The 21,277-nt window shown below is 65.3% G+C and carries 20 protein-coding genes; 5 read left to right on the top strand and 15 right to left on the bottom strand.

The window, feature by feature from the left end:
* Positions 1 to 25: 25 nt before the first annotated feature.
* The 4 genes from sctQ to FHW83_RS17290 are packed head-to-tail and all read left to right on the top strand — an operon-like array spanning position 26 to position 2,894.
* Entirely contained in the window at positions 26 to 1,108 is a 1,083-nt protein-coding gene (gene sctQ, locus FHW83_RS17305) for a type III secretion system cytoplasmic ring protein SctQ (protein ID WP_176647582.1), read from the top strand.
* Positions 1,092 to 1,736 carry a type III secretion system export apparatus subunit SctR gene (gene sctR / locus FHW83_RS17300; protein ID WP_176647581.1) on the top strand — a complete coding sequence of 215 codons (645 nt, stop codon included), beginning with the start codon at positions 1,092 to 1,094 and terminating at the stop codon, positions 1,734 to 1,736. Before sctQ ends, sctR begins: the two co-directional genes overlap by 17 nt.
* 4 nt (positions 1,737 to 1,740) lie before the next feature.
* Positions 1,741 to 2,001 (top strand): type III secretion system export apparatus subunit SctS, encoded by a 261-nt coding sequence (gene sctS, locus FHW83_RS17295; RefSeq protein ID WP_176647580.1) that lies wholly within the window; start codon positions 1,741 to 1,743, stop codon positions 1,999 to 2,001.
* The gene (locus FHW83_RS17290) at positions 1,998 to 2,894 is read left to right on the top strand and encodes a hypothetical protein (RefSeq protein ID WP_176647579.1); all 897 of its coding nucleotides are present in this window, start codon (positions 1,998 to 2,000) and stop codon (positions 2,892 to 2,894) included. Before sctS ends, FHW83_RS17290 begins: the two co-directional genes overlap by 4 nt.
* Here the strand turns inward: FHW83_RS17290 and FHW83_RS17285 are convergent.
* From FHW83_RS17285 to kbl, 8 genes are all read right to left on the bottom strand, one after another.
* Positions 2,873 to 3,328 (bottom strand): CesT family type III secretion system chaperone, encoded by a 456-nt coding sequence (locus FHW83_RS17285; protein ID WP_176647578.1) that lies wholly within the window; start codon positions 3,326 to 3,328, stop codon positions 2,873 to 2,875. The genes FHW83_RS17290 and FHW83_RS17285 overlap by 22 nt on opposite strands.
* A 77-nt stretch (positions 3,329 to 3,405) precedes the next feature.
* Positions 3,406 to 3,618, bottom strand: coding sequence for a hypothetical protein (locus tag FHW83_RS17280; protein ID WP_176647577.1), 213 nt, complete (start codon positions 3,616 to 3,618; stop codon positions 3,406 to 3,408).
* Between the two features lie 81 nt (positions 3,619 to 3,699).
* Positions 3,700 to 3,912, bottom strand: a complete 213-nt coding sequence (locus FHW83_RS17275) for a hypothetical protein (protein WP_176647576.1) — start codon at positions 3,910 to 3,912, stop codon at positions 3,700 to 3,702.
* A 77-nt stretch (positions 3,913 to 3,989) separates the two neighbouring features.
* Positions 3,990 to 4,232, bottom strand: coding sequence for a hypothetical protein (locus FHW83_RS17270; protein ID WP_176647575.1), 243 nt, complete (start codon positions 4,230 to 4,232; stop codon positions 3,990 to 3,992).
* Positions 4,233 to 4,245: 13 nt separating this feature from the next.
* Positions 4,246 to 5,202, bottom strand: a complete 957-nt coding sequence (locus FHW83_RS17265; protein WP_176647574.1) for a hypothetical protein — start codon at positions 5,200 to 5,202, stop codon at positions 4,246 to 4,248.
* A gap of 121 nt (positions 5,203 to 5,323) precedes the next feature.
* Positions 5,324 to 6,697 (bottom strand): L-serine ammonia-lyase, encoded by a 1,374-nt coding sequence (locus tag FHW83_RS17260; RefSeq protein WP_176647573.1) that lies wholly within the window; start codon positions 6,695 to 6,697, stop codon positions 5,324 to 5,326.
* Complete coding sequence (locus tag FHW83_RS17255; protein WP_176647572.1) at positions 6,697 to 7,665, bottom strand: NAD-dependent epimerase/dehydratase family protein; 969 nt, start codon at positions 7,663 to 7,665, stop codon at positions 6,697 to 6,699. Before FHW83_RS17255 ends, FHW83_RS17260 begins: the two co-directional genes overlap by 1 nt.
* Positions 7,666 to 7,687: 22 nt before the next feature.
* Positions 7,688 to 8,887 (bottom strand): glycine C-acetyltransferase, encoded by a 1,200-nt coding sequence (gene kbl / locus FHW83_RS17250; RefSeq protein ID WP_176647571.1) that lies wholly within the window; start codon positions 8,885 to 8,887, stop codon positions 7,688 to 7,690.
* 113 nt (positions 8,888 to 9,000) lie between these two features.
* On the opposite strand from kbl, the gene FHW83_RS17245 reads away from it, so the two are divergent.
* Entirely contained in the window at positions 9,001 to 9,576 is a 576-nt protein-coding gene (locus FHW83_RS17245; protein ID WP_176647570.1) for a helix-turn-helix domain-containing protein, read from the top strand.
* 39 nt (positions 9,577 to 9,615) lie between these two features.
* Here the strand turns inward: FHW83_RS17245 and FHW83_RS30800 are convergent, their stop codons facing one another.
* From FHW83_RS30800 to FHW83_RS17210, 7 genes are all read right to left on the bottom strand, one after another.
* On the bottom strand, positions 9,616 to 10,344 hold the full coding sequence (locus FHW83_RS30800) for an FxDxF family PEP-CTERM protein (protein ID WP_229224233.1): 729 nt from the start codon (positions 10,342 to 10,344) through the stop codon (positions 9,616 to 9,618).
* Positions 10,345 to 10,434: 90 nt separating this feature from the next.
* Positions 10,435 to 11,865 carry a PEP-CTERM sorting domain-containing protein gene (locus tag FHW83_RS17235; protein WP_229224232.1) on the bottom strand — a complete coding sequence of 477 codons (1,431 nt, stop codon included), beginning with the start codon at positions 11,863 to 11,865 and terminating at the stop codon, positions 10,435 to 10,437.
* A 143-nt stretch (positions 11,866 to 12,008) separates the two neighbouring features.
* Positions 12,009 to 13,211: an ammonium transporter gene (locus FHW83_RS17230; RefSeq protein ID WP_176647569.1), complete on the bottom strand. Its 1,203-nt coding sequence runs from the start codon at positions 13,209 to 13,211 to the stop codon at positions 12,009 to 12,011.
* Between the two features lie 157 nt (positions 13,212 to 13,368).
* Positions 13,369 to 15,840, bottom strand: a complete 2,472-nt coding sequence (locus FHW83_RS17225) for a zinc-dependent metalloprotease (protein ID WP_218106325.1) — start codon at positions 15,838 to 15,840, stop codon at positions 13,369 to 13,371.
* A complete protein-coding gene (locus FHW83_RS17220) occupies positions 15,837 to 18,002 on the bottom strand; it encodes a prolyl oligopeptidase family protein (RefSeq protein ID WP_176647568.1) in 2,166 nt (721 codons plus the stop codon). The genes FHW83_RS17225 and FHW83_RS17220 overlap by 4 nt, the downstream gene beginning before the upstream one ends.
* Positions 18,003 to 18,097: 95 nt before the next feature.
* The gene (locus FHW83_RS17215) at positions 18,098 to 20,515 is read right to left on the bottom strand and encodes a bifunctional diguanylate cyclase/phosphodiesterase (RefSeq protein ID WP_176647567.1); all 2,418 of its coding nucleotides are present in this window, start codon (positions 20,513 to 20,515) and stop codon (positions 18,098 to 18,100) included.
* 22 nt (positions 20,516 to 20,537) lie between these two features.
* Positions 20,538 to 21,176 (bottom strand): methylamine utilization protein, encoded by a 639-nt coding sequence (locus FHW83_RS17210; RefSeq protein ID WP_176647566.1) that lies wholly within the window; start codon positions 21,174 to 21,176, stop codon positions 20,538 to 20,540.
* Between the last annotated feature and the right edge of the window lie 101 nt (positions 21,177 to 21,277).

Below are 21,277 nucleotides of genomic sequence, written 5' to 3'. Positions count from 1 at the left end.
CGCCGGCGCCCCAACAGGAACCGACATGCCCCGAGATAACAAGACCATCCAACCGCTCCATACGCGTCTGCCGGCGTTGACACCATCGCTGGCGCGGCTCACCTGCCTGCTGTTCGATCAGCACGGCGCGGTGCTGGCCGAGCACCTGGGCTGGAGCCTGGCGCCAGCGCCCGCCGGCCAAGCCCGGCCCACCGGCACGGCACGGCTGCGCCTGCACAGCGAACACGGCGGCCTGGATTGCGAGTTCGCGCTGCCGCCGCATCCGGCGCTGGAGAGCGCCGCGCTGGCGCCGTCCGGCCAATGGCGCGCGGCGTTGGCCGACGCCCTGCTGCAGCCATGGCTGCAACGCTGGCAACAACTGGGTTTGCCGGCGCTGTCGGTGTCGGCGCTATCGCCACCCGGCGCGGACGCCGGCCATGCCGCGACGGGGTGTGCGCTGGCGACCGGCCTAGCGTTGCAACTGCGGGCTTCCAAGGCGCCGGCGCCTGAAACCATCACACTGATCATCACCAACATCGACACCGGATTGCTGGCCGCGCTGGAAGCCGCGCCGCGCCCGCAGACCGATCTGCCCGCCTGGCTGGGCACGCTGCCGCTGGCCGGCGCCGCCGTGATCGGCGCGCGCCGCTGCACGCCCGCCCTGCTGGCGACATTGCGCCGTGGCGACGTGCTGCTGGGCTGGCGCGGCGGCGTCGGCAGCCTCGCCACCCTGCCCGGCGTCACGCTGCGCTGGGGCGCGCCGCAAGGCTTGCACTACCGCGCGGCGGCGTCCATCGCGGACGGCGCCATCACACTCGACTCTTACCCCACCCTTAGCCTGGAATCCGACAGCATGGAACCCTACACCGCCCAAGACGAGGGCGCGACCGACGTGGCCGCCCTCGAATTACCGATTACGCTGGAAATCGCCACCATGGCCATGCCGCTGCAACAACTGGGCGCGATGCAGCCCGGCCAGGTGCTGGCGCTGCCACTGGCGCTGGCCGACGCCCGTGTGCGCATGGTCGCCTGCGGCCAGGTGATCGGCCACGGCACGCTGGTGGTGGTCGGCGAGCAACTGGGTTTCCAGCTTGGCGCAATGGTGCACGGCAATGACGCAGACGCCTGACTTCGCCTCGCTGATCCTGGCGATCTTCGCCCTGGCGCTGCTGCCGTTCGCCGCCATGGTGGTGACCTCGTACACCAAGATCGTGGTGGTGCTGGGCTTGCTGCGCAACGCCATCGGCGTGCAGCAGGTGCCGCCCAACACCGTGTTGAACGGCATCGCCATCATCGTCTCCTGCTACGTGATGGCGCCGGTCGGCATGGAGGCGATGAAGCAGTCTCAGGCGCACGGCGTCGAGGGCGGCAACGCCGTGGTGCAGTTGCTCGACAACGCGCGCGATCCGTTCCGCCAGTTCCTGCTCAAGCACACCAACGAGCGCGAGAAGGCGTTCTTCCTGCGTTCGGCGGCCCAGGTATGGCCGGCCGACAAGGTGGCCCAGCTCAAGCCCAACGACCTGGTGGTGCTGGCGCCGGCCTTCGCGCTGACCGAGCTGACGGCGGCGTTCAAAATCGGCTTCCTGCTGTACCTGGTGTTCGTGGTGATCGATCTGGTGATCGCCAACATCCTGATGGCGCTGGGGCTGTCGCAGGTCACGCCCAGCAACGTCGCCATCCCGTTCAAACTGCTGCTGTTCGTGGTCATGGACGGCTGGTCCACCCTCATTCACGGCCTTGTGCTGACTTACCGGTGACACTATGGATTTTGACAATATCGGACGCATGACGTCCACCGCGATGATGCTGTGCCTGCTGGTGTCGCTGCCGGCGGTGGTGGTGGCGGCCCTGGTCGGGCTGCTGGTCTCGTTCCTGCAGGCGGTGACATCGCTGCAGGATTCCAGCATCTCGCACAGCATCAAGCTGGTGGCGGTGGCGGTGACCATCATGCTGGCGGCGCCCTGGGGCGCCTCGGCGGTGCTGCAGTTCGCGCGCAGCGTGATGCAGTCGATCTTCGCATGAGGGTCGATGCCGGCGGGCCGAGCGCACTCCAGTTGCTGCAGGCGCAAGCCGAGATCGAAGCCAGCAATCAACCCATACTCAGCGCGGCGGCGGCCGCGCAACGCAGTCTGGCCGGCCGTCGCGCCGGCCATGCGCGTTTGTCGGCCGCCGCCGACGCGGCGCAGCAGCCCGACGTGGTGCTGACGCCGCTGCACAACGGCCCCCTGGCCGCCCTGCAGGCGCGCCTGCGCATGCGGCAGAAGCGCGGCGCCAGCAACGCCGAGGCCAACGACAACGCCAGCGAGTTTGAAGAGCTGCTGCTGATGCTGGAGTCGCAGGCGAAGTCGCCCTGGCAGCCGGCGATCCGCGCCAGCGTCCGCAAACGCAACGACGATCCGGGCCAGCAACCCGAGGAACAGGCGCACGATCCATGGCAACGCCAGCATGCGGGCCAGCCGGCCACGCACGGCGGGCCGAATGCGGCCGCGCTGGCCGCCGCCCAGCGTCAGCGCACGATCGATGGCCTGGTGCGCGACTTTGTTCATCGCGGCGCCAGCACGGGCGCCGGCGCGGTAGCCGCGCTGGAGGGCGCGCTGGTCGATCTGCGCGCGCTGAAAAGCGATCCCGCGCAGAGCGTGCCGCTGGCCACGGCGGTGTTGCGCGTGATGCGCGAATACCTGTCGCAGCCGGCCAGCGCCGCGCCGGACAAGCTGGCGGCCGTGAAGCAGCGTCTGCTGGCGCTGCTGCCACGGCCAACGGCGCAGGCCTCGCCGGCGCTGCGTCAATTACACCTGTTCCTGCCGGTGTTGCTGCTCAATGCGGCACGTCCGCGCACCTCGCGCCAGCGTTCGCTGGCGATCGCCAAAATCGACGTCCTGCTCAAGGGCGCGGCTCAGACCTTCATCCACAAGTAGGAGCCGTTGGCCACCTGTTCGAACATGTCGTCCTCGACCTGGAAAATATTGTCGCGCCAGTAGCGGCCATGTTCGGCGTAGTGCGCCAGCAGCGAGGTCAGCCATTCGGCGCCAACCTCCTCGCAGAACTCCACCCGCACGATCATCACGATGCCACCGGTGTCGGCGTCCATGCCCAGCTGGGCCTGATCCTGGGCGTAGACCAGCAGATTGGCTTCCAGCAGCAGGCGGAACACCTTGAGCGTGCGGCCGCTGCTGACGATGCCATAGTTGAAATTGAGATAGAGCGCGTTGGGATCGGTCTCGACGTGATCGATCAGGACCTCGAAACCCTCGACTTCCAGCACGCGCTGCTCGAGCACGGCGGCAACGTCGGGAATGCCCATGCTGGCGCACAATTCCTCGACGACGGCGGTATAGCGTTCTGTACTCACGGCGGACCAATCAACGGTAGATGGCAAAAAACCGGCTTGCGCCGGTTATCGGGAGGGGGCAAAAACGCCGGCCGATATTACTGCGCCAGCGCTTTCACGCCCTTGCCCAGTTCCTCGATCACCGAGTTCTTGGCCTGGTTCAGGGCGATTTCATTCTGGATGCGTGCGATCTCGTCTTGCGCGGCCATGGTCGCCAGGGACGAGGCGCGGGCCGCGGCGATGGTGCTGGCGGCGTCGCCGAAGTCGGCAACGGTGCTGGTGACGTTCGATACGGTGGTAGGGGTAGTCATGGTAAAGCTCCATCAAAAGATAAAACGTACAAAAATCGGGCTGGCGCGACGTGACCTCGCGCCAGCCGCCATCAGGCGGAATTACTGCGCCAGCGCTTTCACGCCTTTGCCCAGTTCCTCGATCACCGAGTTCTTGGCCTGGTTCAGGGCGATCTCGTTCTGGATGCGCGCGATCTCGTCCTGCGCGGCCATGGTGGTGATGGACGAGGCGCGGGCGGCGGCGATGGTGCTGGCGGCGTCGCCGAAGTTGCTCAGGGTGCTGGTGACGTTCGATACGGTGGTAGGGGTAGTCATGGTAAAGCTCCTTTAAAAAATGAAAGAATCAAACATGGGTGATACAACAAGCACAGCGGTGAAACAGGTACTACGGTTCAAACGGATGGCTGCCGTATGCTCTGGCAGATTTGCACGGCGGCCTCCAGGCCGGCGTGCAGGGTCTGGTTCTCCTTGCGCAGCGCGGGATCGGCGATGCCGGCCCAGCCCTCGAACGCGGCGGCGCTTTGCCGCAGGGCCTGCACCACCGCCAGGCAGCGCGGATCGTCAGGCTGGGTTTCGACCAGGGCCTGGAAGCGGTCCATGTCGGCAAGAATTTCATTGGTCAATGCGGGAAACATGTGGGCTCCTCGTTCAGTGCGGGGCCGCCACGGCCACCGGATCGGCGGCGGCCATGGCCGCGCCGGGGAAATGCTTGCTGCCGTCCAGCGACTGCACGTAGCGCAGCTCGCCGATGTCCAACGCCGAGTCGCTGTCGGCCACGCTCCAGCCTGGGCGCACCTCGGTGACCTGGGCGTCGAGCCGGGCGACGGCGGGACCGAGATCGGCCGCCAGTTGCGCCAGGCGGCGCTGGACCAGCGCGCTGTCGCGGGTGGTGCCGGTGACGACGAAAACGCCCTTGCCTTCGTAACGCGGTTTCAATGTGGATTCGTGCAGGGATTCTGTAATGCTGGCCAGCACCTCGTTGACGATGGCCAGATGCGCCACCGCGTGTTCAGGTGCCACCTCGCGCAGCAGGGAGCGCACCGCGCCGGCCTCGGCGCCGTTGCGGACCACGCCCTGCACGACGATCAGGCCGTCCTGCTGATTGACTTGCAGCGCGCCCTGGCCGATGCCGGCCAGCAGCGCCGGCAGGCGGCGGCGCACGCTGTCCAGCGGCGTGCCGGGATCGGCGTGCGGCGGCTGCATCGCCAGCAAAGCGCTGCTGAGCAAGGCGGCCGGCATGGCCAGCGCGCCCAGCGCCAGCCAGCGCCGCTTGTTGCGGCCCGGCTCGGTGGCCACGGGTGCGCCGGCCGGGACGGCGGCCGGCGTGGCCGCTTCGGCGGCGGCGCTGTCGACCGCGCCGATGCTCAGCGCGATGTCTTCAAAGTGGATGGTTTGGTGTTCGGTGACCGTGACCGCTTCGGCGGCGCCGTCGGCCTGCCAGAAGACATGGCCGTCTTCGGCGATGGTCAGGCTGACCGGAGCGTGCCGCCAGTCGCTGATGTGGACGCTGGCCGCATCGTCACAGCCGATGCGCCAGGTACCCGCCGTCAGCGGTAGCACGGCGCCGCGATGGCGCCCGCTCAGAATACGGATTTCCTTGATCATGTAGCACTCCCTCATCGGTTAGAAGCATGAATTGCCTCTGTCCATGGGGAGTACTTTATCGCCCGGCCGCGCTACGGCACGGGCGCGAAGCGAACTTGTATCGCGTATTCCGAACCCGCGTTCAGCAGGCCGCGTGATTGACGGTGATGACGTGGATCGCCAGGCCGCCGAGCGAGGTTTCCTTGTACTTGGCCTGCATGTCGGCGCCGGTCTGGCGCATGGTTTCGATGACGTCGTCGAGGCTGACGAAGTGGGTGCCGTCGCCCTTCAACGCCAGCGAGCCGGCCGTGATGGCCTTGACCGCGCCCATGCCGTTGCGCTCGATGCAGGGAATCTGCACCAGGCCGCCGATCGGGTCGCAGGTCATGCCCAGATGGTGTTCGATGCCGATCTCGGCCGCGTTCTCGATCTGGCCATTGCTGCCGCCCAGCGCCGCCACCAGGCCGGCGGCGGCCATGGCGCACGCCACGCCCACCTCGCCCTGGCAGCCGATCTCCGCGCCGGAGATGGAGGCGTTGCGCTTGCACAGCATGCCGATGGCGGCGGCCGTCAGCAGGAAGTCGCGCACGCCGGCCACCGGGTCGGCCGGCTTGCAGTCTTCCGCGTAGTAGCGCAGCACGGCTGGAATGATGCCGGCCGCGCCATTGGTCGGGGCGGTGACCACACGGCCGCCGGCGGCGTTCTCCTCGTTGACCGCCATCGCGTACAGACTCACCTGGTGCATGGCGTCATGCGGCAGGCTGTTGGCGGCGGCGGTGCTGGCCTGCTTCCACAGGGCGGCGGCGCGGCGCTTGACGTTCAAGCCGCCCGGCAGCTGGCCGGCCGTATCGAGACCGTGGGCGATGCAGTCGCGCATGACGTGCCAGATTTTATCGAGGCCGGCGTCCAGCACGTCCTCGCTCATGCGCGCGCATTCGTTCGCGCGCAGCATTTGCGGAATGGTCAGGCCGCTGCGCACGCCGTGCGCCAGCAGCTCGGCCATGGTGCCGAACGGATACGGCACGGCCACGCTGGCCGCGGCCGCCGCGGGCGCCTCGCCCTCCTCGCGGATAAAGCCGCCGCCGACCGAGTAGTACACCTTGCTGACCGTCGCGCCATCCTTGCGGGTCAGCGTGAAGCGCATGCCGTTCGGATGCTCAGGCAGCGATTCGGCCATGTGGAACACCAGATGCGTGCCGCGCTTGAACTGCACGGCCTGGGCGCCTAGCAGCTTGAGTTGGCCCGCGGCTTCGGCGTCGGCCAACTGCGCGTCGACGCTGGTGGGCACCACGTCCTGCGGCGTCTCGCCCATCAGGCCAAGCAGCACCGCCTTGTCGGTGGCGTGGCCGACACCGGTCAGGGCCAGCGAGCCATACAGCTCGGCCTTGACCTCGGTCACGTCGTCGAGTGGCGCGTTATCCAGCAGGAAGCGGCGCGCCGCCACCATCGGTCCCACGGTATGGGAGCTGGAAGGTCCAATGCCGATCTTGAACAGATCGAATACGCTCATGTCCATCAGGCGGCCTTACCCAGGTTGACGTCGATATTGGCCAGCATGTCTTCCACCATTTCGTCCACGCCGATGCGGGCTTTCCAGCCCCAGTCGGCGCTGGCGGCGGCATCGTCCAGGCTTTGCGGCCAGGTGTCGGCGATGGCCTGGCGGCTGTCCGGCTTGTAGGCGATCTTAAAGTCCGGCAGCTTGCGCGTGATGGCGGCCGCCAGTTGCTCCGGATTGAACGAGACGCCGGCCACGTTGTACGAGGAACGTACTTTGACCTGCTGCGCCGGCGCGTCCATCAACTCGATGGTGGCGCGGATGGCGTCCGGCATGTAGATCATCGGCAGCGTGGTGTGCGGGCCGAGGAAGCATTCATAACGCTCGCCGCGCAGCGCCGCATGGAAGATGGCGATGGCGTAGTCGGTGGTGCCGCCGCCCGGTGGCGACTTGTAGCTGATGATGCCTGGATAGCGGATCGAGCGCACGTCCACGCCATATTTCAGGAAGTAGTATTCGCACAGGCGCTCGCCGGCCAGCTTGCTGATGCCGTAGATGGTGGTCGGGTCCATCACCGTCAGCTGCGGCGTGTCGGTGGCCGGGGTGTTCGGGCCGAAGGCGGCGATCGACGAAGGCCAGAACACTTTCAGCGGCTTGCCGATGGCGCCGCGTTCGCGCGCCACTTCCAGGATGTTCAGCAGGCCGTCCATGTTCAGCGTCCACGCCTTCAGCGGCGCCGCTTCACCGGTGGCCGACAGCATGGCCGCCAGTTGGTACACCTGGGTGATGCCCTCTTCCGTGATCAGCGCGGACAAGGCCTGCCTGTCCAACACGTTGAGCGTGGTGTAGCGGGCGGCGTGGTACAAATTGGTCGGGCTGACGTCGCTGGCGATGACGTTCTGCGCGCCGTGCTGCCTGGCCAGTGCTTCCACCAGTTCGCTGCCGATCTGGCCGTTGGCGCCGATGACGAGGATTTTTTGCTGTGTCATTTGATTGTGTCCTGACGTTTTTTTACTTGAGCAGGCCCAGCTCGTGACCGGCCTGCTCGAATGCTTTCAATACGGTGTCCAGCTGCTCGCGGGTGTGGGCGGCGGACAGTTGTACGCGCACGCGCGCCTGGCCCATCGGCACCACCGGGTAGAAGAAGCCGCTCAGCAGCACGCCCAGTTCATACATGCGCGCCGCGAACTTCTGCGCCACCGGCGCGTCGAACAGCATCACCGGCACCACCGGGTGGGTGCCCGGCTTGATGGTGAAGCCGATGCGCTCGATCTCCTTGCGGAAGTAGGCGGTGTTCTCGTGCAGGCGGTCGCGCAGCTCGGTCGACGACGACAGGCGCTCCAGCACCGCCAGCGAGGCGCCGGCGATCGATGGCGCCAGCGTGTTCGAGAACAGGTAGGGACGCGATTTCTGGCGCAGCATCTCGATCACTTCCTTGCGGCCGGAGGTGAAGCCGCCCATGGCGCCGCCCAGCGCCTTGCCCAGCGTGCCGGTGATGATGTCGATCTTGCCGACCACGTTGTGGTGCTCGTGCGTGCCGCGCCCGGTCTTGCCCATGAAGCCGGAGGCGTGGCATTCGTCGATCATCACCAGCGCACCGTATTTGTCGGCCAGCTCCACGATCTTGTCCAGCTGGGCGATGGTGCCGTCCATCGAGAACACGCCGTCGGTGACGATGATCTTGTGGCGCTTGCCGGCGGCGTCTTGCAGCTGCTTTTCCAGGTCGGCCATGTCGTTGTGGGCGTAGCGGAAGCGCGCGGCCTTGCACAGGCGGATGCCGTCGATGATGGAGGCGTGGTTCAGCGCATCAGAGATGATGGCGTCGTTCTCGTCGAACAGCGGCTCGAACACGCCGCCGTTGGCGTCGAAGGCGGCCGCGTACAGGATGGTGTCCTCGGTGCCGAGGAATCTGGAGATGGCCTGCTCCAGCTGCTTGTGCACGGTCTGGGTGCCGCAGATGAAGCGCACCGACGACAGGCCGTAGCCGTATTTTTCCGTGGCGTCGATGGAGGCCTGCGCCACCCACTCCTGGCCGGACAGGCCGAGGTAGTTGTTGGCGCACATATTAATCAGCGTGCGACCATCTTCGCCGATCACTTCCGAGCCCTGGCGCGAAGCCAGCACGCGCTCCGGCTTGTACAGGCCCTGCTCGCGCAGTTGATCCAGGTTTTGCTGGAGGCCGCTGTAGAAGGTGTCTTTCTGATTGCTCATGATGGTCCTTGTATGTGATACGATTTCACTATCTTATGCGAAATTCGTTATGTCGAATTCAAATTCGATATATTGAATTTTATAGCGAGCCAGTGAACTCCGCAACCCAAACAATGAAAACACCAGTACCAAATAACGCGCCACCAGAAGTTGGCGCCGCCCTGCAGCGCCTGCGCCTGGCCCGTGGCCTGACCCTGGAAGACCTGTCGCGCATTGCCGGCGTTTCCAAGTCCATGTTATCGCAAATCGAGCGCGAGAAAGCCAATCCGACCATCGCGATCACCTGGCGCCTGGCCAACGCCCTGGGGGTGCAGATCGGCGAATTGCTGGCCACCGCCGAGCGTCAGACGGAAACCATCCGCGTGACCGAGGCGCACGAGACGCCCACCCTGCCCGGCCTGCATGCCGGCTACGTGCTGCGCATCCTGGGGCCGCTGGAGCTGGCCAGCCGCTATGAATGGTACGAGCTGACGCTGTCGCCGGGCGGCGAGCTGGCGTCGCAGGGCCACGATCCGGGCGCGCAGGAACATCTGACGCTGCTGCACGGTTCGGTGGAGGTGGAAGTGGGACCGGACAAGAAGAAGGTGAAACTGGGCAGCACGGCGCGCTACCCGGGCGACCAGCAGCACATCATCCGCAACGTTGGCAAAACCGAAGCCAAGGCGCTGCTGGTGGTGATCCACCGGTAGGCCAGAAAAACGACAAAGGGCCCCGCAGGGCCCTTTGGATCAGGCGGCTTGCTTGCGGCGGCGCGCAGCAAAACCCACCAGGCCGAGGCCGGCCAGCAGCATGGCATAAGTCTCCGGCTCAGGAACGGCCGTCACGCTGAAGTTGTAGCTGACGTCGGTCAGCGCGGCGTGCGACAGACCCTTGCCATATTGCTCGGCGCCCACGCCGATGAAGGTTTCCACGCCGGTCGCGGCGTAGAAATTGCCGGCCACGCCGCCGTTGGCCGCCAGCGCGGCGGTGGTGCTGTACGGCGAGGAGCCGGTGTACAGCTGGAAGTCGTCGTAATAGCTGCCGTCGTTGTGAATGGCCACGAAGTCGTCGCCATTGAAGGCGCCGCCCGAAACGCTGCCCGACAGCACGCCGGCGGCGGTGCCGTTGCCGGTGGTGAAGTTGACGGACGTGCTGGAACTGGCCTGCACCAACGACGACACCGAATAACCACTCTTCGCCACGGCGAACACGCTCAGGCTGTTGTCATCGACGTGGGCGGCGGCGCCATGGCCCGAGACGGTGCTGGACTTGGCGGTAACGTCGAAATCGTCGCTGATCGCGAACGAGATCTTGTTGCCGGTAACGCTGGCCGTCCCCAGACCCCAGAAATCGGCGTCGTAGAAGAAGGTCAGGTTGGCGCCGTCAATCTCGACGAAGTTGACAGCTTGCGCCGAGGAAGCAACGCCGGCTGCGAGCAGCGCGGCAACCAGCAAACGACGTGGCAGCATTTTGGTCATGACGGCCCTTTCAAGAAATTGGCAAAAAATTACATTTGAATGCAATTATGCCATTTCTTTTTTACAGGTCAACTCTTTTTACCGTCGAGCTTAAACTTCGCCGCGCTTGCGCCGGGCCGCCAACGCCAAAGCGCCCAGGCCGCCCAGCAGCATGCCATAGGTGGCCGGCTCTGGAACCGCGGTCGCGATGCCGAAATCGTACGAGTACGCCACCGCCGACTTGGTGGTGCCGACGCCGGTCTGGATCGAGGTCAGGTAAAGCGAATTGTCGACGGCCAGGGTGTCGAACAGCGACGGGCCGTTGTACAGGAAGCCGTTCTGCACCGGATCATTGGTCACGCCGGAGTGCGCCACCCCGTTCGAATCGACCTTGGTGCTGTACGAGAAGTAGCCCACGGCGCTGCTGGAGGCGAAATTGGCGCCATTAAACGCGCCGTAGTACAGCGATTCGCCGCCGGCCAGTTCGATCTGGCTGCCGCTGGCGGACACCGAGTAGGTGATCGTCGGCTTGTAGCCGACCACGCCGGTCAGCGCATAACCGCTGCGCGCCACCGCCACCAGCGCGGCCGAGGCGTTGTCGACAAAGGTGCGCTGATTTTTCTCAGACGGCGAATGCCCGACCGCCGTGCGGTCCACGTAGGTTGGCGTGCTCAGGGTGATCTTGTCGCCCACCACGGTGGCGGCGTTGTCGCCCCAGTAGTCGGCGTCGTAGAAGAAGCTGACATGGGTGCCCACCACTTCGACATAATTGGCCGCTTGCGCGGTGCCCGCCAGGCTGGCCGCGGCCAGCAGCGAACCGCCCAGCAGCTTGCGACGGCGGCGGCCCGCCAGCGCGAGCACGGCCACGCCGCCCAGCAGCATGCCGTAGGTGGCCGGCTCCGGCACGGCGGAAACCCCGAACTGGTAGCTGGCGGTACTGAGGCCGGCTTCCGAGTAGCCGACGCCGCGCTGCGAGGTGCTCAGGAACAGGTAGCTGTCCAGCCCCACCACCGAGTAGGTGCCGGCGCCGCTGATGGTGCCGGTGTTGGCGGTGCTGCCGGAGCCGATGCCGTCGGCGCCGCTGCTACGGCTGAGGAACAGCGAGAATTGCCCCAGTTGGGTACCCGAGACAAAAGTTTTGCCATTCCAGGTGCCGGTGCTGATATTAGTGTTGTTGACTTGCGACGCGAACGCGCCGGCCACCGGCTGCGCGTAGGTCGTGGTGACGTCGTAGTCGATGCCGCCGGTCAAGTGATAGCCGTTCTTGGCCACCGCGACCACGGCCGAACCGGTCTGGTTAGTGTAGCGGTCGGTATCCTCGCCGCTCTTGCCGTAGCCCTCCGCGTGCTGGTTGAAGTACGACGGCGTGCTGAAACTGATCTTGTCGCCGACGACGCTGGCCGTTCCCAGGCCCCAGAAGTCGGCATCATAGAAGAAACTAGCGTGGGCGCCGTCGATTTGCACCATGTTTACCGCTTGCGCCGAGTGCGCGCAGGCGGCGGCAACCACGGTGGCGATCATCAGCTTAGGAAAGGATTTCATAATTGACCCACTCATTCAAATTTGACATGTTTATATAGTTACTATTCTTATGAGTGTCGATTCTGGATTAAGATTATTGGCGAGTCAATTAGAATAAATGAATGATCTAAAATAAATACTTTCCAGCACACCGTGTTGCGTTTTTACCAATTTGATTCGCGTTCCGGCGTCGACGTGATGCGGTGGATCGACAGATCGGCGCCTTGGAACTCTTCCTCCGGATCCAGCCGCAAGCCGACGGTTTTCTTCAGCAGCCCATACACCATGGTTCCGCCGACGCCGGCGATCGCCACGCCCAGCAAGCTGCCGACCAGCTGCGACCCGAGCGCCACGCCGCCGGCCCCGCCCAGCGCCTTGAGGCCGAAAATGCCGGCCGCGATCCCGCCCCACAGGCCGCACAGGCCATGCAGCGGCCACACGCCCAGCACGTCGTCGATCTTCCATTTGTTTTGCGCCAGCGTGAACATCCAGACAAAGATGGCGCCGGCGATGCCGCCCGTCACCAGCGCGCCCAGCGGATGCATCAGGTCGGAGCCGGCGCAAACCGCCACCAGGCCGGCCAGCGGGCCGTTATGCACGAAGCCGGGGTCGTTCTTGCCCAGCGAGGTGGCGACCAGCGTGCCGCCCACCATGGCCATCAGCGAGTTGACCGCCACCAGGCCATTCATCTTGTCCAGCGCCTGGGCGCTCATCACATTGAAGCCGAACCAGCCCACCATCAGTATCCAGGCGCCGAGCGCCAGGAAGGGAATCGACGACGGCGGATGGGCGGCGATGCCGCCATTTTTCATGTAGCGGCCACGGCGCGCGCCGAGCAGCAGCACCGCCGGCAGCGCGATCCAGCCGCCCACCGCGTGCACCACCACCGAGCCGGCAAAGTCATGGAACTCCGCGCCAAACGTCTGGAGCAGCCAGTCCTGCACGCCAAAACGGTGGTTCCAGGCGATGCCCTCGAAGAATGGATAGACCAGGCCGACCAGCAGCGCCGTGGCCGCCGTCTGCGGGTGGAAGCGCGCGCGTTCGGCAATGCCGCCAGAAATAATCGCCGGGATGGCGGCGGCAAAGGTCAGCAGGAAGAAGAACTTGACTAGTTCAAAGCCATTGCGCGCGGACAGCACGTCGGCCGGGGAGAAGAAGTTGACGCCGTAGGCGATGCTGTAGCCGACAAAGAAATACACAATGGCCGAAACGCAGAAGTCCACCAGGATCTTGACCAGCGCGTTGACCTGATTCTTTTTGCGGACGGTGCCCAACTCGAGGAAGGCAAAGCCCGCATGCATTGCCAAAATCATGATGGCGCCAAGCAAGATAAACAGTGCGTCCGCACCGTCTTTGAATCCAGACATCAAAATTACTCCCCCAAATAAAGCACGCAAAATAAAGTGCCAACATGGAAAGCAATTTCTGTACCACTTTGGTGCAAAATCTTAAGTGGCTGATTTTAATGTGGTTTCAAGTTGGTGCATCGATAGGCTCGAGCCATCGATGCACCAAACTGATGCGCTAAATTGGTGCGCCGGGAGGCACAGTTGGTGCGGCGCGCAGTTTGACGCTGCGCGGATCGGACAGGTAGGCGGTGAAGTAGTCGGCCGCCTGTTTGCGGCTGTCCGCTGTCACGCCCTTGCCCGGATTCCTTTGCAGCCACTGTGCCAGTTCGCGCACGGATTGCCGGACTTCCGCCGTCACCTGCGGGTGCAGCTGGCCGCCATCCAGCAGCCGCAGCAAGCTGTCCGCCACCACCCAATTGGCCGCCAACTGCACCGCTTCGCCGCCGATAACGGTGGACGGCACGGCGTCGCGCTTCCAGGTCTTTTGCAGCACCTGCGTCAATACCTCCTGCACGCCGGGCTGCCTGGCGTCGCGCGCGTGCTGCCAGGCCAGACGGTTGACGCGCTCGGCGTTCAGCAGGAAGCCGGTGGTGTGCGCGGCGGCCGCCTCGGCGATCGAGAAGGCGTCGAACACCGATTCCATGCGCGTGTCGAAGTACTCGCGATTGCGGCCATAGCCGGCCGCCGGCGGCGTGAGGATATCGAGCACGTTGGCCGGCAGCGCCAGATATTCGGCGCGCAGGCTGTCGGTCAGGCGGCCCAGCGCCTGGCGCTGCACGTCCGGCGGCGTGGCCTTGATGCCGGCCTTGGCGATGCCCGCCTTGACGTCGCCGGCGCTGGTGTAATCGAAGTCACCGCCGCCGATCAGGCGCGCCACCGCTTCGCCCTGGTAGCGCTGCAGCAGGTAGACCGGCACCAGCCGCGCTTCCAGCTCGCCGATCTGGCGCGCGTCCGGCAGCACCTCCACCGAGAAGGTTTGCAGGGCGCGCTGGCGCACGGCGCCCAACTGGTCCCAGGTCTTCAGGGTGTCCGGGCCGAAGTCCCACAGCAGGCCATCCGGATGGCTGGCGCCCGGCACGCGGTCGTCCTGGTCGCTGGAATACAGCATGCCGGCCGCGCGCGCGTCGGCGCGCAGCTTGGCGAGCGCCGCCTCTTCCTGCGCGCCGCTGCCGAAATCGCCGTAGATGTATTTGACGATGTAGTCGTCCCATGGACCGACGCCGACACCGTACGCATTCGACAAATCCACCTCGCCCTGCGCGTTCAGCTTGAGGATGGGATGCGGATAATCCATCACCGAACCATTGCCCATGCGGCTGGCGGCAAAGTTGTGGGCGAAGCCCAGCGTGTGGCCGACTTCGTGCGCGGCCAGTTGACGCAGGCGCGCCAGCGCCATTTGCTCGGCCAGTTTCCGCTTGTCGGCGTTGCTGCTCTTGCCGTACGGCGCCAGCAGCGCTTCCGCGATCAGGATGTCTTGCCGCACGCGCTGCGATCCCAGCGTGACGGCGCCGCGCAGGATCTGGCCGGTACGCGGATCGGTCAGCGCGTTCCCGTAGGACCAGCCGCGCGTGGCGCGGTGCACCCAACTGATGACGTTGTAGCGGATGTCCTGCGCGTCCACGCCTTCCGGCAGCAGCTCGACGCGGTAGGCGTCCTTGAAGCCCGCTTTTTCAAAAGCGCTGGCCCACCACGAGGCGCCCTGAATCAGCGCCGAGCGCACCGGCTCGGGCGCGCCGCGATCGACGTAGTAGACGATCGGTTTCCTGACCGTGCTGACGGCCGCCGATGGATCGGTCTTTTCCAGCTTGTGGCGCACTTGCCAGTGCACGTCGATGCTGCTGGCCAGCGGCGTGGCGAAGTCGAAGTAGCTGGCGTCGAAACCGCCGGAATACGGGTGGTAGGCGCGTGGGCGCCATCCGTCGGCCTCCGGCAAACGCACCATGCTGATACGCTGGCGCATCGACAGGCTGGCCGGATCGGCGCCGACCTGTTTGACGAATTCCGCCTGCCCCGGGCCGGCGAAGGTCAGCAAGGCCTCCAGTTCGACGTTGTCCGGGAAGGCTTTCGCCTCCGCCGCCAGCACCGCGCTGCGCGCCGGGTCGATCGCATACGCGCCCTGCTTGGCGCCGGCCAGCCGCGCCGCGATGCCGTGGCGGTCCGCCAGCAGGAAGCTGGAGAAGTCGACCAGGTGGCGCTGCTTGTCGCTGGCGATGATCTCGCCCGACCACAGCACCGAGTTGGAGAAGGACTCGCGCACGGCGGCGCGTTCGTCCCGGTCGGCCGAGTTGGCGACGTAGTTGGTGTTGTCCTGCACCAGGAACAAGCGGGCGCCGTGCTTTTCAAAGCGCACCATGCGCATTTCACCCGACTGCGCGCGATCCAGGCCGACGTCGTTGGAACCCAACGCGTACGGCAGGGAGCTCACCAGCAAAAACGGCTGTTCCAGCGCGGCCACCGACAGCAGCACCCTGCCCTTGTCGATATCGCGCCAGACGTCGATGAAGCCCGGCTGCGATTGCAGGCCGCGCGTGACGTCGGCGATCTGCCTGACCGCCGGCGCTGTGCCGGCGTCGGCCGCCATCGCCGGCACAGCGCCGGACATCAACAGTGCAAGCAGCAGCGATGCGGCGGTCGGCGCGCGCATCATTGCTGGCCCGCCGCCTTGGTGTCGGCGCTGCCGCCGTCCATTTGCAGCGCGCGGGTCAGGAAGCCCCAGCGGTCGGCCACCTCCTCGATCTGCTTGTTGGTCGGCTTGCCGGCGCCGTGGCCCGCCTTGCTGTCGATGCGGATCAGGATCGGCGCGCCGCCCGGCGCCTGGTCGGCCTGAGCGGTGGCCGCGAACTTGAAGCTGTGCGCCGGCACCACGCGGTCGTCATGGTCGGCGGTGGTGATCATGGTGGCCGGGTAGCAGGTGCCCTTCTTCAGATTGTGCAACGGCGAGTATTTGACCAGCGCCTTGAACTCGTCGGCGTTGTCGGACGAGCCGTAGTCCGAGGTCCACGCCCAGCCAATGGTGAATTTATGGAAGCGCAGCATGTCCATCACGCCCACTTGCGGGATCGCCGCCGCGAACAGGTCCGGGCGCTGCGTCATGGCCGCGCCGACCAGCAGGCCGCCGTTGCTGCCGCCGCCGATGGACAGCTTGGACGGCGACGTCACCTTGTGCGCCACCAGCCATTCGGCCGCGCCGATGAAATCGTCGAACACGTTCTGCTTCTGCAGCTTGGTGCCGGCCGCGTGCCACGACTCGCCGTATTCGCCGCCGCCGCGCAGGTTGGCCATCACGTACACGCCGCCCATTTCCAGCCAGGCCAGGTTGGCCACCGAGAAGGTCGGCGTCAGCGAGACATTGAAGCCGCCGTAGCCGTACAAGTAGGTCGGATTGCTGCCGTCCAGCTTCAAGCCTTTTTTCGAGACGATGAACATCGGCACCTTGGTGCCGTCGCGCGAGGTGAAGAATTCCTGACGCGTCTCAAACGCGCTCGGGTCGAAGTCCACCTTGGGCTGGCGATACACGCTGCTCTTGTTGGTCTTCAGGTCGTGGCGGTAGATGGTGGTCGGGTTGGTGAAACCGGTGAAGGCGTAGAAGGTCTCGGTGTCCGCGCGCTTGCCGCTGAAGCCGGCGGCGGTGCCCAGGCCGGGCAGCTCGATGTCGTGCAGCGCCTTGCCTTTCAGGTCGTAGATCTTGACCAGGCTATGCGCGTCGCTCAGGTAGTCGACGATCAGCTGATTGTTGACCAGCGAGGCCGACACCATGGTATTGCTGCTCTCCGGGACGATCTGCTTCCAGTTCAGCACACCCGGCTTGCGCGTGTCGATGCTGACGATGCGGCCGCGCGGCGCGTTGCGCTCGGTGCGGAACAGGAATACCGGGCCGTCGTTGCCGATGAAGTCATACGCGGCGTCGAAGTCCTCCAGCAGGCCCACCACCTTGGCGTCCTTCTTGCTCAAATCCTTGTAGAACACCCGGTTCTTGTTTTCCGTCCCCTGCGAGGCGTTGATGACGAGGAAGCGGCCATCCTGCGTGACTTCGGCGCTGAAGCCCCAGTCCTTGTGGTCGGGGCGGTCGTACACCAGCACGTCCGCGCTTTGCGGGGTGCCCAGCTTGTGGAAGTACAGCTTCTGGAAGTAGTTGACGTCGGCCAGCTTGGTGGCTTCCTTCGGCTCGTCGTAGCGGCTGTAGAAGAAGCCGGAACCGTCCTGCAGCCATGCCGTGCGCGAGAACTTGACCCACTTGATGTGGTCCTCGATGTCCTTGCCGGTGTCGATGTCGCGCACCTTGATCTCGTTCCAGTCCGAGCCCGAGGCGGCGGTGCTGTAGGCGAGGTATTTGCCGTTCGGGCTGACCGCCAGGCCGGCCAGCGCCACGGTGCCGTCAGCGGCCAACGTGTTCGGATCGAGCAGCTGGCGCGGCACGTCGGCCAGCGTCTTCATGGTGTACAGCACCGACTGGTTTTGCAGGCCGTCGTTACGGCTGTAGAAATAGCGGCCGCCTTCCTTGAACGGCACGCTGAAACGCTCGTAGTTCCACAGTTTGGTCAGGCGCGCCTTGATCGCCTCGCGGGTGGGGATCTGCGACAGGTAGCTTTGGGTCAGCTGGTTCTGCGCCGTCACCCAGTCCTTGGTCTCGGCGCTGTTGGCGTCTTCCAGCCAGCGATACGGATCGGCGATGACGGTGCCGTGGTAGTTGTCCTGCTGGTCGACGGTGCGGGTGACCGGGTAGTTCAGCGAAACGCCAGGCGCCGGGCAGTTTTGCGCCAGCGCGGATTGGGCGATCAGGAGGGAAGCCAGGAGTGCGCGTCGTTGCATGTGTGATCCGTATCCATGTAAGGTTCATCAAGAATACAGATCATAACGTGAAGCATAACAAATATGACACGTTAGCTGAAAAACAAAGACGATTTTTATTTGGCGTAACTGACGTCCGCCATCCCCGCCGCCGGCGCCTCCAGCGCGATCGGCGCGCGCCATTTCTCCAGCCACGGTATCAATTGGTCGCCCGGGATCGGACGGCTCATGAAGTAGCCCTGCCCCTGGTCGCAGCCCAGTTCCGCCAGCAGGCGCCACACGGCTTCGCTCTCGATCCCCTCGGCCACCACGCGCAGGCCCATGTTGTGGCCAAGGTCGATGGTGGAGCGCACGATCTTGGTGTCGCCCTCGTCGCGCTCCATATTCAGCACGAAGGATTTGTCGATCTTCAGTTCATTCACCGGCAGGCGCTTGAGATAGGCCAGCGAGGAATAGCCGGTGCCGAAATCGTCGATCGAGAGGTCCAGGCCCATGGCGCTGAGGCGCTCCAGCGTGTTCTGCGCGCGCACCGGATCGTCCATGATGGCGCTCTCGGTGATCTCCAGGCAGAAGGAGCCCGGCGTCAGCTTGTGGCGCGCCAGCAGGTCGGCGAATTTGGCCGGCAGGTCCTGGTCCAGCAGGTCGCGCGTGGAGAGGTTGACCGACACCTTGAGGTGATGGCCCCTGCCCGCCAGCTCGCGGCACAACTCGGCCGATTTTTCCATCACCCAGCGCGTCAGCACGCGGATAAAGCCGGTCTGCTCGGCGAACGGGATGAATTCGTCCGGGAAGACGTTGCCGCGCTCCGGATGCGCCCAGCGCACCAGCGCCTCCATGCCGACCACCTGCCCGGTCTGCAGCGAAATCTTGGGCTGCACGTGCAGGCGGAACTCGTCGCGCTCGACCGCGCTGCGCAATTCCGTCAGCAGCGACAGGCTCTTGGCGCTGCCCTTGTCCATGGCGGCGTCGTACACCACGGCGCCGTCGTTGCGCTGCTTGGCGGTGTACATCGCCACTTCGGCCATGCTCAATAGAGTCTCGCCGTCGTCCGCGTGCGCGGGGAAGCCGGCGATGCCGAGGCCCGCGCCGATGTCGACGGTCTGCTCTTCCAGCGACAGCGGCGTTTCCAGCGCCTGCAGGATCTCGGCCGCCATCAACTGCGCCGCGTCGATGTTCGCGGCCGGCAGCAGCACGGCGAATTCATCGCCGCCCAGCCGCGCCACCTGCGCCGAGGACTGGCGCCGATTGGCCAGCAGCAGTTGCAGGCGCCCCGCCACCTGGCGCAGCAAGGCGTCGCCAAAGCTGTGGCCCATGACGTCGTTGACGTGCTTGAAGCGGTCCAGGTCCATCATCAGCACGAACAGGGCCTCCTCGCGCCGGCGCGCCTCCAGCAACGCGTCGTTCAGCAGCAGCACGAACTGCGCGCGGTTCGGCAGATTGGTCAGGGTGTCCCAGTACGCCAGCCGGCGGATTTCCTGTTCGCGCTTGGCGATCCCCTCGCGCATGGCGTCGAAGGCGTGCGCCAGCTGGCCGATTTCGTCCTCGCGCGTGCTGTCGATGGCGACCTTGTAGTCGCCCTCCTCCAGCCGCTTGGCGGTCACCGCCAGTTGGCTGATCGGCTGGGCGATGCGCTTGGCGGTGAACACGATGGCCAGCGCCGAGGCGAAGATGCCGCCCAGCGTCAGACCGACCAGCCAGCGCTCCAGGCTGCGATAATCTGCGGTGGCCTCGTCGATCGATCGCGCCAGCAGCACGCTGGCGTTCTGGCCGTTGTCTTCGCCAATCGAGATCAGGCGCGCGCTGTACTTGGCGGTTTCCACCGTCAGGTCGAACGGGCCGGCGGGCGTGGCCGGCAAGGCTTGCAGCTGGTCGACCACCGCCTGCGCGGACGGGCCGACAAAGGTGGAGCCGGCCGGCAGCCACTTGCCGTGGGCGTCACGCGTCAGCACCGTGGCGTGCAGGGAGCTGACCTCGCGCATTTCATTGGCCAGCTGGCGGTCGATCGGGAAGGTCATCACGATCCAGCCGATGGTGATCGGCGCCTTGACCGGCATGGCGACGATCTGGAACGGCCGGTGATCGACGATGGCGATGCCGATCGCGCCGTCGGCCGCTTCGGCGGCGTCCAGCATGGACAGCGCCATGTGCTCAAGGCCGGCCGACTGCTTGGGATTGGTGGTGGCGCTGATCTTGCGGTCGTCGCCGATCAGCATCGACAACGAGGCCTTGATGCGGCGCCCGCTGTTGGCCAGCGCCGATTCGATGGTGGCGCGGTCGCTTTCCTCGTTGTTGCCGATGGCCGCCACGAAGGCGGTGTCGCGCGCCAGCAGCCGCGCGCCGAAACGCAGGCTTTGGGCGTTTTGCTCCAGCAGGCGGCGGAATATCTTGGCGCCGTTATTCAGCTCCGAGCCGATGGCCGCGCGCGCGTTGCTGTCGATGCCCTGCTGGATGACGAACAGGCCGATCACCTGCACCGCCACGATCAGCACCAGGAACAGCGTGACGATGCGGCTTTCGAGGCTGCGAAAGCGCATGCGGGTGCGCAAGCCGCTCCTGTTAAAGACCGGATCCGGCATCGTCCACCACCACTGGCTTCATCGGCAGCTTGAAAATGGCGGTCGACAGTTCCGCCCCCGCTTTGACCGTCAGCGCCTGTTCCGGGGTGGCGCCGCCCACCGTGTTGTAGTGCCAGGCCTTGACCACGTATTTACCCGCCGGCAGCTCGATGCGGGCCGCGCCGGCGCCGTCGGTCTTGGCGAAATACGGGGTATCGACCACTTTGACGTAAGCGATCATTTTGTCATGAATGTTACAGCCGAGCACCACCGTGCCGGCCTTGTCGAACACCTGCGGCGAGGCGGCCTGGCCGGAATACAGCTTCTGGTCGAACTTGTGGGCCGGCGAGAACGAGTAGATGTGGTGGCGCACTTTGTCGTTGTTCGGGAAGTTGATGGTGGCGCCGACCTGCACCACGCTCACCAGGGGCATGAATTTCAGCCCCTTTTGCTCGATCTGCGCGCCGGCCGGCTTGCCGCCGGCAGCCGCGGCGGCGCCCTCGGGTTCGACGTAGATCACGGTATCGGGCAGCACCTTGCCGGCGGCGTCCTGCACTTGCACGGCAATGCCGGAGGCGCTGGCGCTGGCGGCGGCCAGCAGGTTGCAGCAGAGGACGACGTAGCGGCTTACACAATGCATAACTTTCCTGTCCAGAACAAAACAATTTCCATAATTCATCATGTCGTCATAAATGTCCACTACGATCGTACAGTTAAACCGATATTTGGCCTACGACCAAT

This window comes from Duganella sp. SG902, assembly GCF_013376005.1.
Lineage (GTDB): Bacteria > Pseudomonadota > Gammaproteobacteria > Burkholderiales > Burkholderiaceae_D > Rugamonas.
Note: the sequence above shows the minus strand (reverse complement) of the source record. Positions and strands in the feature narration are given on the sequence as shown.